The sequence below is a fragment of the Paenibacillus sp. FSL H7-0756 genome (genome assembly GCF_038006765.1).
In the GTDB taxonomy this organism is placed as follows: Bacteria; Bacillota; Bacilli; order Paenibacillales; family Paenibacillaceae; genus Paenibacillus_AQ.
In genome coordinates, this window is record NZ_JBBOVT010000001.1 from 1130717 (window position 1) to 1144906 (window position 14190).

The 14190-nt window shown below is 54.7% G+C and carries 15 protein-coding genes; 13 read left to right on the forward strand and 2 right to left on the reverse strand.

Features of this window, described 5'->3' with window-relative positions:
- The first annotated feature begins 4 nt into the window (after window positions 1–4).
- Both NST04_RS05100 and NST04_RS05105 read left to right on the forward strand, forming a co-directional pair.
- On the forward strand, window positions 5–439 hold the full coding sequence (locus NST04_RS05100) for a DUF3021 family protein (protein WP_341183420.1): 435 nt from the start codon (window positions 5–7) through the stop codon (window positions 437–439).
- A 138-nt stretch (window positions 440–577) separates the two neighbouring features.
- Entirely contained in the window at window positions 578–1813 is a 1236-nt protein-coding gene (locus tag NST04_RS05105) for an alpha/beta hydrolase family protein (RefSeq protein ID WP_341183421.1), read from the forward strand.
- 20 nt (window positions 1814–1833) lie between these two features.
- On the opposite strand, the gene NST04_RS05110 is transcribed toward NST04_RS05105, so the two are convergent.
- Window positions 1834–2937: a GIY-YIG nuclease family protein gene (locus NST04_RS05110; protein WP_341183422.1), complete on the reverse strand. Its 1104-nt coding sequence runs from the start codon at window positions 2935–2937 to the stop codon at window positions 1834–1836.
- Between the two features lie 204 nt (window positions 2938–3141).
- Between NST04_RS05110 and NST04_RS05115 the strand changes: the two genes are divergently transcribed.
- The 11 genes from NST04_RS05115 to NST04_RS05165 all read left to right on the forward strand — a co-directional run bounded on the left by NST04_RS05115 (window position 3142) and on the right by NST04_RS05165 (window position 13569).
- Entirely contained in the window at window positions 3142–3963 is an 822-nt protein-coding gene (locus NST04_RS05115) for a MerR family transcriptional regulator (RefSeq protein WP_341183423.1), read from the forward strand.
- Between the two features lie 140 nt (window positions 3964–4103).
- Window positions 4104–6095 carry an FAD-dependent oxidoreductase gene (locus NST04_RS05120; protein ID WP_341183424.1) on the forward strand — a complete coding sequence of 664 codons (1992 nt, stop codon included), beginning with the start codon at window positions 4104–4106 and terminating at the stop codon, window positions 6093–6095.
- Between the two features lie 76 nt (window positions 6096–6171).
- On the forward strand, window positions 6172–6717 hold the full coding sequence (locus NST04_RS05125) for a hypothetical protein (RefSeq protein WP_341183425.1): 546 nt from the start codon (window positions 6172–6174) through the stop codon (window positions 6715–6717).
- A gap of 159 nt (window positions 6718–6876) precedes the next feature.
- On the forward strand, window positions 6877–8298 hold the full coding sequence (locus tag NST04_RS05130; protein ID WP_341183426.1) for a hypothetical protein: 1422 nt from the start codon (window positions 6877–6879) through the stop codon (window positions 8296–8298).
- Between the two features lie 90 nt (window positions 8299–8388).
- On the forward strand, window positions 8389–8670 hold the full coding sequence (locus NST04_RS05135) for a hypothetical protein (protein WP_341183427.1): 282 nt from the start codon (window positions 8389–8391) through the stop codon (window positions 8668–8670).
- 160 nt (window positions 8671–8830) lie between these two features.
- Window positions 8831–9679: an EcsC family protein gene (locus tag NST04_RS05140; protein WP_341183428.1), complete on the forward strand. Its 849-nt coding sequence runs from the start codon at window positions 8831–8833 to the stop codon at window positions 9677–9679.
- Window positions 9680–9726: 47 nt separating this feature from the next.
- On the forward strand, window positions 9727–10911 hold the full coding sequence (locus tag NST04_RS05145) for a nitric oxide synthase oxygenase (protein WP_341183429.1): 1185 nt from the start codon (window positions 9727–9729) through the stop codon (window positions 10909–10911).
- Window positions 10912–10964: 53 nt separating this feature from the next.
- Window positions 10965–11513, forward strand: a complete 549-nt coding sequence (locus NST04_RS05150; RefSeq protein WP_341183430.1) for a TetR/AcrR family transcriptional regulator — start codon at window positions 10965–10967, stop codon at window positions 11511–11513.
- Window positions 11514–11611: 98 nt separating this feature from the next.
- Window positions 11612–11968 (forward strand): nucleotide excision repair endonuclease, encoded by a 357-nt coding sequence (locus NST04_RS05155; protein WP_036722768.1) that lies wholly within the window; start codon window positions 11612–11614, stop codon window positions 11966–11968.
- 191 nt (window positions 11969–12159) lie between these two features.
- A complete protein-coding gene (gene rlmN / locus NST04_RS05160; RefSeq protein WP_341183431.1) occupies window positions 12160–13248 on the forward strand; it encodes a 23S rRNA (adenine(2503)-C(2))-methyltransferase RlmN in 1089 nt (362 codons plus the stop codon).
- A gap of 33 nt (window positions 13249–13281) precedes the next feature.
- Window positions 13282–13569 carry a DUF6509 family protein gene (locus NST04_RS05165; protein WP_341183432.1) on the forward strand — a complete coding sequence of 96 codons (288 nt, stop codon included), beginning with the start codon at window positions 13282–13284 and terminating at the stop codon, window positions 13567–13569.
- A gap of 148 nt (window positions 13570–13717) precedes the next feature.
- Here the strand turns inward: NST04_RS05165 and NST04_RS05170 are convergent, their stop codons facing one another.
- Entirely contained in the window at window positions 13718–14188 is a 471-nt protein-coding gene (locus NST04_RS05170; RefSeq protein WP_341183433.1) for a hypothetical protein, read from the reverse strand.
- Window positions 14189–14190 lie beyond the last annotated feature (2 nt).

Below are 14190 nucleotides of genomic sequence, written 5' to 3' on the forward strand. Positions count from 1 at the left end.
CAGCATGAAGCGTTCTGAGGTTGCCAAAGACATCATCCGCGATTTTCTGGTTATCTTCGCATCCATCATCATTATCATTACGGTGCTGCGGCAGATTTTTATCCCGGAACTCGCCTTTGACCTGATATCCATCTATACGATTATGGGCTTCTCCCTGCTTGGAGCATTGACAGGCTTGATGTTGTACGCTCCTGAAGAGGTGAGCGAGCGGGCGATGCGTGTTAGAATTGTTATTCATTTTCTCCTGCTGGAGCTTCTGTTGATCACCCTTGCCAGCCTGATCGGAGCTGTGGCCAGTGTATCCGCTGCACTTCTGTTTGCCCTGCAAATCGCTGTAGTCTATGCCATTGTCCGTCTGCTGTCCTATGAGAAGGATAAGAAGGAAGCGGAGCAGATTAATGAGCGGCTGAAGGCGGTGAAGCAGGAAGTCCGCGAGTAATCCTGGAGTTAACCCCCGTTTCATGAAGAATTTTTGCATCTTATTGCCCTGTAGCTACAGCTTACCGTAAATGGGTATACACCCTTTTCGCAGTTTTTTATGATGAGATCATCATCTGACGCGAAAAGGAGAATCCCTATGCACAGCCGCATTAAGCTCATAAGCTGGATTAGAATTACCCTGTTTATCGTTTTCGTTATTCTGACATGGTCCCCCGTTATCGATTGGAGCTTCAGTTGGGTATTACTGGCGGTATTACTGTTTGTTTTTGCGCTGAAAGGCTCGGTGGATCTGATCCGCAAGAAGACAGACGTGAGACCGTTCAGGCGTTCAACCCGGGTGTGGAAAAGGCTGCTAACCGCTGTGGCGCTGCTAATCGCACTTATCCCGCCTATTCTGTTCCCGCAGTACCGTGCACCTGAAGTGACCGGGGAGTATGAAGTCAGTACGGCTGTATACACCTATACAGACCCTATCCGAGTAGAGGAGTTTACAGATACGGGGGAGCACCGGCGGGTGAATGTGGAATTCTGGTATCCGCGCCATACGGAGGGCAAGTATCCGCTGATCGTCTTTTCTCATGGAGCCTTCGGGGTTAGAGAGAGCAACGCTTCAACCTTCACGGAGCTGGCCAGTCACGGCTATGTTGTGGTATCCATCGATCATCCATACCATTCTTTTTATACACAGGGTGTGGACGGGAAAGTCACTACGGTTAATGCAGCGTATATGCGGGAGGTTAGCGATTCTAACAAAGATGGAGTGTACACCGTAGAAGAGTTGTACGGACTTACGCGTAAATGGATGAAGCTGCGGACCGCGGATATGAATCTGGTGATTGATAATATTCTGGAGAAAGCCGCCAGTAGCGGAGACCCCGTGTACCAACGGATAGATACGGAGCACATTGGCGTAATCGGCCACTCTATGGGTGGTGCGGCAAGCGTCGCGCTTGGCCGGGAGCGCAGCGATGTGGATGCTGTTGTGAATCTGGATGCCCCGTTCTTCACCGAGCTGGTTTATGACCGGAAGATCAATGATCTGGCTGCCACTAATGAGCCCTACCGCGTACCGCTGCTGAACCTATATACGGACGATGTGTGGAGACAGCTCGGGAAGAACTCGGCTTACGCAGCGAATAACAACGCCAATCCGAACTTCAAGGACGCGTATACCGTTCATTTTGAGGGGGCCAAGCACTTAAGCCTGACCGACCTGCCGCTGTTCTCCCCGATACTTGCCAATGTGCTTCAACACGGACGGGCGGATATCGATAAGTATTACTGTATTGAGACGATGAATAGGCTGATTCTTGAATTTTACGACTATACGTTAAAAGGCACTGGGCAGTTTGCACCGCAGGCGGTGTATTGAGGGTGAAGAAGAATCAATTGCTACATATCCAAGACAGAGGACTGAACCAATTCCGCTATCCCTTCCTCTAACCCCGTCAGACCCTCATCCTCCAGCCACTCCGGCGGGACGAGCAGATAATGGCTGGAGCTGCTCTTCAGGTAGCTGTAGATGATCTGGGCCTCGTCGATCTTGTGGCGGCTCATCTCTTCCGTAGCGGCGGTCTGGCTGCTGCTGCGGAAGACCTCCCGGGCGGATGCCGCGATCATCCCGGTAAGCTGCCCTTCGTTCAGCGCGTCTCTTGCCAGCAGGGTGCGGTAGAGAATCACGCTGCCCTTAATCAGGATCAGCTTATGGGACTGTTCGTCCACCGGCTCCAGCACGATAATATTCTTGTTCGCTCCGGTGAATTCAATCACCTGCTCCTTCTGCAGCAGCGAGTGGACGGCTCCCAGATAATCGCGGAATTTGGCTGCGGTCTCGAAGTCGAACCGCAGCGCAGCGTCCTCCATCCGGGCTTCCAGTCCGGTTACAATTCCGCTGTCCTTGCCTTCCAGCAAGCAGATCATCTCGTCTATGACGGCTTCATACTGCGCCACAGCTGCCTCCCCGCCACCGCACATGCCGATACATAAGCCCAGCGAATGGTTCAGGCAGCGGGAGCTGCGGGCATGGGGACTGCTGCACAGAATGCGCTGTGATTCCTTGATGCCCAGCACCGCTCTCTCCACCGTACTCCGGCTGGTATAGGGGCCATATACAAGGCTGCCCGCCTCTGTACTTGGCTCGTAGCCTATCTCAATCTGCCGGTAAGGCGCCTTGTCCACGATGGAAATATAGCTGTAGGCGAGCGGATTCTTCATTTTGCGGTTATACATCGGCTTGATCTCTTTGATCAGCTGGCATTCCAGCATGAAGGCCTCCAGCTCTGTATCGGTCAGCCGGTAGTCCAGATCGCGGATATGCTTAACCAGCTGCTTCACCTTAGGCGAATGCCCCTTATTATTATAAAAATAAGACTGGACCCGCTTCCTCAGCTGCTTCGCCTTGCCGACATAAATCACATGACCCAGGCCGTCCTTCATCAGATATACGCCAGGCGTCAAGGGCAGGCCGGCGACCTTGTCTGTTAGCTGTGCGGGCATGGCAGCCGCCTCCGTTCATCAGTTTCTTCCGTATCTTTCAAGTATAGACCATGCCGCCGCCACCTGCGACAGGAAAAGCTCTTCCCGGTCCTCCGGCAGAAGCGTGTGACATAACCCACAATGTCTCCCGGCCAAACCCTCTATCATTAACGACATGAACGACAGGCATGAACGTATGCGATCAAGTAAGCTGGGGGGCTGCTGATGAAGTATTCGATCGGTGAATTTGCATCCATTCTTGGAGTGACGGCAGATACACTGCGCTTATATGAGAAACATGATATTGTCCGGCCGATGAAGGATCATCATAATAACTACAGGTATTTCAACGATCTCGATGCACGGAATTTATTGACGAGCAGATGGTACCGGAGCATGCAAATTCCGCTTCAGGATGTGGCCGGGCTGATTAAGGAAGCGCCGTGTGAGCAAGTGATGGAATCGATTGCCGCTGCGGGTATGCAGCTGGAGGAGGAGATCCGGCGCAGCACGTTGCTGCTCGGCAAGATTCAGGAGATTCAGGCGGAGCTGGCGCAGGTCAGCGCATCCCTGTATACGTGCAAGATGAAGCAGGTGCCGGGCATGTACCGGATTCAGCAGACGAACAAGAATCATTTGCTGCACAAGGAGGAGCTCAAAGACACGGTCCAGGCGTGGATGGAGCTGCTGCCGTTCACCTTCTATTCCTTCCGGGTAGAGAATAAGGCAGGCGAATGCGTCTGCGGATTAGGGGATCTGCAGTATAGCTGGGGACTTGGCCTGCTTGCGGAGGATCAGGTGAAGCTCGGGGTTTGCTTGAATGATGGTGTAGAGGTTCTGGAGCCGGCGGTCTGCATCTCTGCTGTCATTGTCAGCGGCCACGAGGATTACCTGGAGCGGGGGGCTTTCGGGTTCATGCTGGAGTATGTGCAGTCAAGGAATTATAAGATTTGCGGAGATATCAGCGGTAAAATTCTGTTCACCGAGCGCACGCGTAACGGCAGCAAAACGTATCTGGAGATTAATATTCCGGTAGAAGCGGAGTAGCATCCGCTCTACTTTGAGAAAAATTTCACATATTGTTCATTGACCTTGGTACTGTACCAAGGTTTACACTGTGTGCGGTAGTCAGCAGTTCTATTAGAGAGAGAAACAGGGCTGCATTAACCACACAGGGGGAGAAATTGATGCGTAAGCAAGCAACAAAGCAAATGTTCTTATTCGCCGTATGTCTGGTATTGGTCCTGTCGCTCCTTAGCGGCTGCAGCGGTAACAATGCCGCTGCACCGGCAGCTTCAGAGCAGCCGTCTGCCTCGCCGCAGGCGTCGCAGCCAGCGGATACAAGTGCTGTACCGGCAGGCTTCAAAGCGGGAACCTATAAAACAGAGGCTGAAGGCAAAGACGGCAAGATTCAGGTTGAGGTGACTCTTGATGATCATTCGGTCATTACCGGAATCAATGTGGTCAGCCAGAACGAAACCGCCGGCATCGGGGTAGAGGCGATCAACAAGGTCAAGGAGGAGATTCTATCCGGCCAGACCCTGAATATTGATGCCGTCAGCGGGGCGTCGGAGTCCAGCAAGGCGATTCTGACCGCTGTGGAGGAAGCGCTTAAGCAGGCGGGCGGCAATGTGGAGGCTTTTAAAACGAAGGCTGTAGTGAAATCGGGAGAAGGCAAGACCGAGCAGCTGTCGGCGGATGTTGTCGTTGTGGGAGCAGGTGCTTCGGGTGTATCGGCAGCGGTATCAGCAGCGGATAAGGGCGCGAAGGTCATCCTGATCGAGAAAACAGCGACGATCGGCGGCGCGAGCAACCTGTCCTGGGCGGGTAAATTTTACAACTCCTCTGCCGCGCTAAGCAGCGGGCTGAAAGTGGAAGTTGAGAAGGAGATTGCTGACTGGATCGTGAATAACCACTGGCGTGTGGATGCGGCGGCGATCCGCCAGTACGTCACGAAGTCGGGCGAGACCTATGACTGGCTGACCGGCAAGGGCTACACCACTACCTTCCTGAACTTCGCCGGGGAACAGCTCCATATGCTGCCTCCTTATGAGACCCGCCAGGAGCTGCTGCGCAAGATGCTTGCAGCATCCGTAGAGAAGGGCGGCGGACAGGTGATCACGGAGGCCACTGCACAGAAGCTGATGACGGGCGCTAATGGAGAGGTTACCGGAGTCGTGGCCAAGAAGTCTGACGGAACTACTCTGGAGATATCAGGAGCGAGCGTGGTAATGGCTACCGGCGGTTATGCCGGGAATAAAGAGATGGTTAAGGAAGCTTTTGGCTTCGAAGGCGTGAACGGCGGGCTTGGGCAGAACATCGGCGAAGGGCTGAAGATGTCCTGGGAGATCGGCGCGAAGGTGCCTGACAACTTCGGCGGGCAGATGCTGCACCAGACGCTGGCCAGAGCTACAGATAAGCTGAAGACGGAGTATGAGCCGTTTGAAGCCAGCTATCCAATGATGCTGTCTTACCTGCCAACCCTGATGAATGTCGGCCCTTCGGGCGCGAGATTCAGAGATGAGGCCGCGACGCTTACAGCGGTAGCGGCAGCGAATACCAGTGCTTTTAACGGAGCGTATCATCTGGTTATTGTCTCACAGGCGCAGCTGGATGCGCTTAAGACCAAGGGGATGAAGGGGCTTCAGGCGCCTAAGCTGCCGGGTATGCCGCCTGAATTCTATGCCTCCTATAAAGACAAGTTCACGCTGGACCAGCCATGGAAGGATGCCGATAAAGTCTTCGAATCCATGGTAGCGAACGGCGACGGCTTCAAGGGCAATACGCTGGAGGAGCTGGCGAAGAATGCAGGGATGGACCCTGCGGTGTTTGCCGCTGATTTCAAGCTCTATGAGGAAGCAGCGAAGACAGGCACTGATACGGAGTTCGGCAAGGCGAAGGAATATCTGGTTCCTATGGGCAGCAGCGGACCGTATTACGCCGTTATTGCCGAGATCAACAACCTCTGTTCGGTGGGCGGTCTGCTGGTCAATACCAAGTTCCAGGTGCTGAATGATAAGCGTGTGCCGGTCAAAGGACTGTATGCCGTGGGCGTAGAGTCTGAAGGGGTGCTATTCAACGATACCTATGTAGGCAACGGCGTTGGACTGGGTTACTCCTTCACCTCCGGGCGGCTCGGCGGCGAGGATGCGGCTGCGGGCGCATTGGCTAAGGAATAGCGCGTTATAAGTAATATTCCTCTTTTTGCCGATAAAGAGTTGTCCTGAACTTTACGCGCGAGAAGAGGAACGTTCGATGTATATTCCCATATCACGAATCAACGCCGCTTCGCTGACCCGCTCACCGCAACAGGCGGAGCACACTTCCGCCGGGTCCTCGCAGCTCAGCTTCCCGGAGATGATGGCGGCTGTGGGAGCGGCAATTGAAGATCAGGCACGCAGAATCAAGGCAAGGTACGGTCTGTCCGTCCGCATTATGGCGGTAGCCAAAGACGGCAGCAAGGGGAAGAAGACTGATGCAGGAGACCGGAGGGATCAGCGAGAGCTTGTAATCGCTCCGAATATTCTGCAGCAGATGAGCAAAGATCCTGTGATGCAGCGTAAGGTATATGGCTACCTTGACGAGTATGTGCGCGAGCCGCACCCCTCGCCCGGCCATAGCCTGATCGTTTACAGGGACGGCACCTCCACGCTTCTTCCTGCCGCCGCAAGACCGGCAGCAGTGCAGGAGATTACCCATCTACATACCGGGCAACCGGAAATCGCGGGCAGCTTATACGATCAGGACAGGCTGAAGCAGCTCGCGTTCCTCCGGGCCAGGAGAGCAGGCAGGCACCGGTAACAGAGTGTAATCGCAAATAAGATCCCTGAATCCATGTGATGTGGAGGCGGGGGTCTTTTTGTTCGATCCTGCCGTCCCTGAGGCGAACAATAGCCTATCCTCCTGCATAGCATATAGCACCTGCTTGCTATTTGTAAGTAGAAAGGGGGCGTATGGCTAATGGGTATCCAGCTTACTGCGATTCACTGGGTGTATCTGGTGTTTATTGTGTTCATTCTGGCGCTTCTGATCAAACGGCGTGATACAACCATGATCTGTGTGACCGGGATTCTGGCGCTCGGGCTGCTGGCAACGGCGACGCTTAGCGGGTCGGTGTCGGGGATCTTTAACTCTTTTGTCTATGCGACTAAGGAGCTGCTCGGCACCATCATGATTATCTCCATTATCGTGGCGATGAGCCGGATTCTGATTATAACAGGCATTAATGAGACGATGGTATCGCCGCTCACCCGGTTCCTGCGCACACCGGCGATGGCCTATTGGGGAATCGGACTGATTATGATGGTAACCTCGTTCTTCTTTTGGCCTTCCCCTGCGGTAGCGCTGGTAGGGGCGGTTCTGCTGCCGGTGGCGGTCCGGGTCGGCTTGCCTGCGCTGGGCGCAGCGGTAGCCATGAACCTGTTCGGGCACGGGATCGCCCTCTCCGGCGACTATATTATTCAAGGCGCTCCGAAGCTTACGGCGGATGCCGCCGGTCTTCCAGTATCCAGCGTGATGCAAGCCAGTATCCCCCTGGTTGCTGTGATGGGGATTGTCACGACGGTGAGCGCATTCTGGATGATGAAGCGGGACCAGGAGAACGGCACCTGGAGAGACGGTCTGGTCGCTTCCCCGGGAACAGCAGAGCCGCTCGCTGATGCGGGGACGGAGGCTGACCAGCCTGTCTTCATGAGTGACCGTCTGCGCAAAGGTCTGGCTATCGCTATTCCGCTGCTGTTCCTGCTGGATGTGATCGGCATGTTCGTGCTTCACCTGCAAGGCGGCGATGCTACCGCGCTGGTTGGGGGGACCGCCGTGCTGATCCTGATTGCCGTTACCCTGCTGGCCCATCGCGGCCAGGGGCAGGGACTGGAGAAGATCACCGCCTATCTCATAGAAGGCTTCACCTTCGGCTTCAAGGTCTTCGGGCCGGTTATCCCGATTGCCGCCTTCTTCTATCTGGGCGACGCCGCCTTCACCGAGCTGTACGGCAAGGTGCTGCCGGACGGCTCGCACGGCATCGTGAACGACCTGGGCGTGGCCCTGGCCAATCACGTGCCGCTGAACGGGGCGGTAGGCGCCGTAACGCTGACGGTGATCGGCGCGATCACCGGCCTCGACGGCTCCGGGTTCTCCGGCATCTCGCTGGCCGGCTCGATTGCCGGGCTGTTCGCCGCCGCGATCCATTCCGGCGCGGCGACCCTGACCGCCCTGGGGCAGGTGGCCGCCATCTGGGTCGGCGGCGGCACCCTGATCCCGTGGGCGCTTATTCCCGCCGCTGCGATCTGCGGCGTCAGCCCGTTCGAGCTGGCCCGGCGCAATCTGAAGCCGGTCCTGCTGGGTCTGACGGCCATGACGATTGTCGCCATGTTCCTGGTGTAGGCGATTCTGAGCCGGGATCGCCGCATAAGATTGCGCTCTCCAATCCATCCTAGAGAGGAACAGAAACCGAGATGGAGGGGGAAGGATTTTATGAAGCATTACGAATCCAGTCTGCGCACCAACAGTACGGTGGATCAGGCGCACGATGCGGTGACGAAGCTGCACAACGCTGTAACCCAGGCTTCGAGTCATCCGACCGGGCAGATAATAGATCAGGCAGAGAGCAGTCTGGAGCACGCTGAAGAAGCTGTGCGCCATGCCCCGGAAGGTTCAGTCGGCAGACAAGGGGTCGAGCTGGTCCAAGAGAGACTGGTGGAAGAGAAGCGGAGATTGTCTTCGCTGGATGAGCAGGCAGGCGAATTCCAAGATTAAAGCCTGAAGCGGGCTAAGGTGAACAGGCATTCCCGGAGTTGATCCGGGGTGCCTGTTTGCTGTTGATGGTACCCAAGGAGCGAATGGGAGGCCTCTGCAATCATTTGTTATGAAATAGGTTATAAGGTAATGACAAGACCATTCAGGGGAGGTACATACTATGCCAGAAGCAGACAACACCGGTTCATGGAGTCCTCCGGAGACACCGGAGATGCTGTATGCCGCGCTTAAGGAGATTACCAAGTGGGAGAAAGAGCAGAATAGGCTGATGATCTGGGACCGGATTACCCGGCTGCCGTTCAAGCTGCTTGATGCAATTACGCCAAAGGTTATCCACGATAAGGTAGGCCGGCTGCTCGATGAACTGGGCGGCTACATCCAGAACGGCGGCAACTATCTGGTGGCCGGGCGCAAGGTGGGCAAGCTGATGGAAGAGACAAGCCGGGCGGCGGGAGCTCCGGAAGATGGGCCGTTTCCTCTGGCTGTGATGGATGAAGTGGCAATGAAGATCGCGGGGCGAAGCCGGAATACGGCTACGGCCCAGGGGGCGACTACAGGCTTCGGCGGGATTTTCACACTGGCTGCCGATATTCCGGCTGTGCTGGGCCTCTCTTTGAAGGCGATTCAGGAGATTGGCCTCTGTTATGGCTATGATCCGACCGATAAGACGGAGCGGATCTTCACCGTTAAGGTGATGCAGTTCGCCTCCTCCGATGTAGTGGGGAAGCGCACGCTGCTGAAGGAACTGAATCTGCAGGCGGGCGGAGACGGCAATATTCTGGCCGCAACCAAGGAGACCGTCTCCAGGATTCAGGGCTGGAAGGAGGTAGTGACCGTATACCGTGACAATTGGGGCTGGAAAAAGCTGCTTCAGACCGTTCCGGTCGCAGGCATGTTCTTCGGCGCTTACCTTAACCGGAAGACGCTGGAAGAGGTGACGGAGGCAGCGCGGATGCTCTACCGCAAAAGACGGATTATCTCCAGACTGGCAGAGCTGGAGCAGAGATGATACGCTGAGGGTACTGCAGCAGGGCACGCATGGATAGGAGAGAGAAGATGAAACACACAGTTTCACAGCATAACACTCAGGAGTTGATCGGGCAGGCGGAATCCTTCATCACGGCCTGCTATCTGGAACTGGGGTTAACAGAGGGTGAACGGGACCTGCGTCTGGCGGACATACGGGAAGAGGTGCAGCGCACAGGTACATACAGGCATACAGGAGAAGAGCTGGCGCACGGGGCAAGGATGGCCTGGCGCCATAACAGCCGCTGCATCGGAAGACTGTTCTGGCATTCCTTAGATGTGATTGACGCCCGCAGAGCAGAGACTGTAGAAGAGGTGGCGGAGGCGCTGCTGCATCATATGAAGCATGCGAATAACGGCGGCCGGATACGGCCGGTCATTACCGTCTTCCGCAGTGAAGAGGAGCAAGGCCGTGCCATCCGGATCTGGAATCATCAGCTCATCCGTTATGCCGGTTATCCCGATAACGGGGAGCATCCGCGTGCCGGTGATCCGGCTTCCGATGAATTCACTGCCGTTTGCCTTAAGCTGGGCTGGCAGGGCACGGGCGGGGATTTCGATATTCTGCCGCTCGTGATCAGCATCGGCGGGGAGGAACCCCGCTGCTTCCCTATCCCGGCAGGACTTGTACAGGAGGTGCCGCTCAGCCACCCGGAGATCCCTCAATTCACGGAGCTGGGCCTGCGCTGGTACTCCGTTCCGATTGTCTCGGACATGTGCCTGGAGATTGGCGGCATCCGTTACCCGGCAGCGCCATTTAACGGCTGGTACATGGAGACGGAGATCGGCTCGCGGAATTTCGGCGATACGGACCGCTACAACCGCCTGCCTGCGGTGGCAGATCTGCTGGGCTTGGACCGCTCCACGAATACCTCGCTATGGAAGGACCGGGCACTGCTGGAACTGAATCGCGCCGTCCTCCATTCCTTCAAGCAGGCGGGGGTCAGTATTGTGGACCACCATACCGCCGCAGACCAGTTCGTCCGCTTCCAGGAGCAGGAGCAGCAGCAGGGACGGGAAGTGTCAGGCAAGTGGGGCTGGCTGATTCCGCCGATGTCGCCGTCCTCCACGCCGATCTGGAATGATAATAAGCTGCGTGATTTGCAGCTAAGCCCGCGCTTCGTCTACCGGAAGAAGCAACAGGCCGACTCTGGACAGCGTGAGATTGAGGAAGCGAAAGGATGCCCTTTCCATCAGTCCATGAAGAGTGATTGATCAATTACCAATCGTTGCGGGAGCGGATGCTTCGGCATAAGGGGGAAGCCTATATGAATAAGCAATCCGCTAAGATCCGTTTACAGGGAGATGAGACCCTTACTGTGAATCGCCGGGAGCAGATCTTGGAGGCGGCGGTGATTGTTTTTGCCGAGTATGGCTATTACCGGGCAACAACCGCGCAGGTGGCGGAGAAGGTGGGAATCTCTCAGCCGTATATCTTCAAGCTGTTCAAGAATAAGGAGGAGCTGTTCTTAGCTGCACTGGAGCGTGCGTTTGAACGGATTCTCCGTACTTTTGCCGGATTTCGCGCCCCCAAAAAACAAATGCTAGCCGAAGCCATCCAGTTATATGAGCAGCTGATGGAGACTTATCCGAACGAGCTGATTCTGCAGGTGCAGGCAAGCGGCATCCGGGATGAAGCGATCCGGCAGGCCATGCAAGCTGGAATGCAGGAGGTAACCGGTCTGATGAAGAGTAAGTTTACCGCAGCCGGGTTTGCGCATCCTGAGGTGAAGGTGAGCACCTTCCTGGCTAACTCGATGCTGTGCAATATGGCTCTTACGCTGGGTATGCCGGAATTGAAGCCGAAGCGTAAGTAATCTATGGGCCAGCGGGCAATTTGCACAAGATACAAATAGTCACGTTACCCATTCTGTGATACTATTTATTTCTATATCCAATGAGGAAGTGAAGCTTAATGATCAGCATTACCATTCCGTCACCGGAAGTTATTATTTACAAGCAAGCTAACCCTGAACTGAGCCACATTTACGGATTTACCGATTTCCACCTGATTACCCGCGAAGCAGGCGGCATCTTCATGTTCTACAATGATCAGGACGAGCTGTTATTTGTGGGCAAGGCCCGCAAGCTGAGACCGCGGATCAAGAAGCATTTCGAGGACAATGTATCTGTGATGAAGCCCCACCGCGATGAGGTTACCCGCATTGAAGTCTGCCTCGTCGAAGATCCGGTGGACAGAGAGATCTATGAGACCTACATTGTGAACAAGCTTCGCGCGAAATACAATGTCGAGAAGGTTCTGTATAAATAAGGTTTGACGGAAAAGGCGTGGTCCCTGCGGACTGCGCTTTTTATTTTCCCTGCTCCAAGACCCCGATTCCGCAGCGTTTCCTCTTGTTTTAACTAACGAAATTTGAGACAATAAGGTATTGTTGCTGCTAATGTCCCTGTCAAGGTAAAATAGATAGGTTGAACTTTAATGTTTTGAAAAGAGGATATGAAATGAATAAAGAATCCATTTATGGATTGACTTTGGAGCAATTAACGGCATGGCTGCTGGAGCATGGGCACAAGAAATCCCGGGCCACTGCGGTCTGGGAATGGCTGTACCGCAAGCGGATTACCAGCTTCGCCGAGATGGACGGAATGAATCAGGAATGCACAGCGCTGCTGGAAGAGCATTATGTGTTCCAGACGATGGAAGAGCATGTGAAGCAGGAATCAGCCGACGGTACAGTGAAGTTCCTCTTCCGCCTCCATGACGGCAACCTGATTGAGACCGTGCTGATGCGGCAGAAATACGGCTTGTCCGTATGTGTCACTACTCAGGTCGGCTGTAATATCGGATGCAGCTTCTGTGCGAGCGGACTGCTGGCGAAGAGCCGGGATCTGACCAGCGGCGAGATTGTGGAGCAGATTATGAAGGTTCAGCATTATCTGGATCAGGCAGGCCACGGCCAGAAGGTCACCCATGTCGTGGTTATGGGGATCGGCGAGCCGTTCGATAACTTCCGGCATCTGCTGAACTTCCTGATTACCATCAAGGATCATAAGGGTCTGGCGATTGCCGGCAAAGGAATCACCGTATCCACCAGCGGCCTGGCGGACAAAATCAGAGAATTCGCCGACGCCAATATGCAGGTTAATCTGGCGATCTCGCTGCATGCCCCGAATAATGAGCTGCGGACACAGATTATGAAGATTAACCGGGCCATTCCTATAGAGAAGTTAATGCCGGCGATTGATTACTATCTGGAGAAGACGAACCGGAGAATCACGCTGGAGTATATCCTGCTGAAGGATATCAATGACCGCGAGGAGCATGCGCTGGAGCTGGCTGAGTTAATCGGGGATCGCCGCCAGCTGGCGAACGTCAACCTGATTCCGTATAATCCCGTGGATGAGCATAGCCAGTATCAGCGGAGCAGCCGGGAGTCGGTGCGTGCCTTCTTCGATACGCTGAAGAAGCAGGGCGTCAGCGTCAGCACCCGTCTGGAGCAGGGCGTTGATATTGATGCGGCCTGCGGACAGCTGCGCAGCAAGCAGATCAAGAAGACCAAAGGCAAAGCCGCAGATACTGTGTTACAATAATCTGGCAGTGAATTGAGAAATGAGGAATGCAACTTGTTGACATTTACAAGCTACACCGTGGAGAACGTAAGAGATCCATTTAATATCCTAAGCGGCAAGCGATATGAGTTCGTCGTGAACATTGATGTGCCGGAGGATGATGAGCTGTACGTGGAGAACGGCGTGTCCGCCCGCGTGATTGTCAAAGTGGAAGAAGAGCAGACAAGCATGGTCAGCTACGATCTGCTGGAGACCTCCTCAGGCCAGCTGCTCGATTTCGATATGGAAGAAGATGAGGAAGCGGCGCTGCTTCAGTTCTGTTCGGAGCATGTACCTGCATAGTAAGAGGCGGCAGCCGACAAAGAAAAAGGAACTGCTCATTTCAGCAGTTCCTTTTTTGATGCTTGATTCGCAGAGTACTTAGTTGCTGAATGTGGCTAAGGTTAGCCGCGAGGAGCAAGAGTGAACTTGGTATGCTGAAAAACGAGTACTATTGGCTGGTACAGCGGCATCTGGCCCGAATGTATGTGAAAAACAGCATACATTGTACTCGGATGTAGGTATATGGCTCGAATGTAATCGGTTTTCCGATTACAATCAGCCCGGGAGCCCTCGCGCTGCCAAATGTAATCGGTTTTCCGATTACAATCGCCCCGGAAGCCCTCGCGCTGCCGAATGTAATCGGTTTTCCGATTACAATCGCTCCGGAAGTCCTCGCGCTGCCGAAGGTAATCGGTTTTCCGATTACAATCAGCCCGGAAGCCCTCGCGCTGCCAAATGTAATCGGTTTTCCGATTACAATCGCCCCGGGAGCCCTCGCGCTGCCGAATGTAATCGGTTTTCCGATTACAATCAGCCCGGAAGCCCTCGCGCTGCCGAATGTATGTGAAAAACAGCATACATTGCGCAGCGCAGGTAATCCCATCCATCCGATAGGATCATTGTATTCAAATGAATTCAATT

Excerpts from the sequence above, each read along its gene's own strand:
- NST04_RS05130 (WP_341183426.1), top strand. The coding sequence starts at position 6,877 with ATGGGTATCCAGCTTACTGCGATTCACTGGGTGTATCTGGTGTTTATT.
- NST04_RS05135 (WP_341183427.1), top strand. The coding sequence starts at position 8,389 with ATGAAGCATTACGAATCCAGTCTGCGCACCAACAGTACGGTGGATCAG.
- NST04_RS05155 (WP_036722768.1), top strand. The coding sequence starts at position 11,612 with ATGATCAGCATTACCATTCCGTCACCGGAAGTTATTATTTACAAGCAA.
- NST04_RS05140 (WP_341183428.1), top strand. The coding sequence starts at position 8,831 with ATGCCAGAAGCAGACAACACCGGTTCATGGAGTCCTCCGGAGACACCG.
- NST04_RS05125 (WP_341183425.1), top strand. The coding sequence starts at position 6,172 with ATGTATATTCCCATATCACGAATCAACGCCGCTTCGCTGACCCGCTCA.
- NST04_RS05110 (WP_341183422.1), bottom strand. The coding sequence starts at position 2,937 with ATGCCCGCACAGCTAACAGACAAGGTCGCCGGCCTGCCCTTGACGCCT.
- NST04_RS05120 (WP_341183424.1), top strand. The coding sequence starts at position 4,104 with ATGCGTAAGCAAGCAACAAAGCAAATGTTCTTATTCGCCGTATGTCTG.
- NST04_RS05105 (WP_341183421.1), top strand. The coding sequence starts at position 578 with ATGCACAGCCGCATTAAGCTCATAAGCTGGATTAGAATTACCCTGTTT.
- NST04_RS05145 (WP_341183429.1), top strand. The coding sequence starts at position 9,727 with ATGAAACACACAGTTTCACAGCATAACACTCAGGAGTTGATCGGGCAG.
- rlmN (WP_341183431.1), top strand. The coding sequence starts at position 12,160 with ATGAATAAAGAATCCATTTATGGATTGACTTTGGAGCAATTAACGGCA.
- NST04_RS05150 (WP_341183430.1), top strand. The coding sequence starts at position 10,965 with ATGAATAAGCAATCCGCTAAGATCCGTTTACAGGGAGATGAGACCCTT.
- NST04_RS05100 (WP_341183420.1), top strand. The coding sequence starts at position 5 with ATGAAGCGTTCTGAGGTTGCCAAAGACATCATCCGCGATTTTCTGGTT.
- NST04_RS05115 (WP_341183423.1), top strand. The coding sequence starts at position 3,142 with ATGAAGTATTCGATCGGTGAATTTGCATCCATTCTTGGAGTGACGGCA.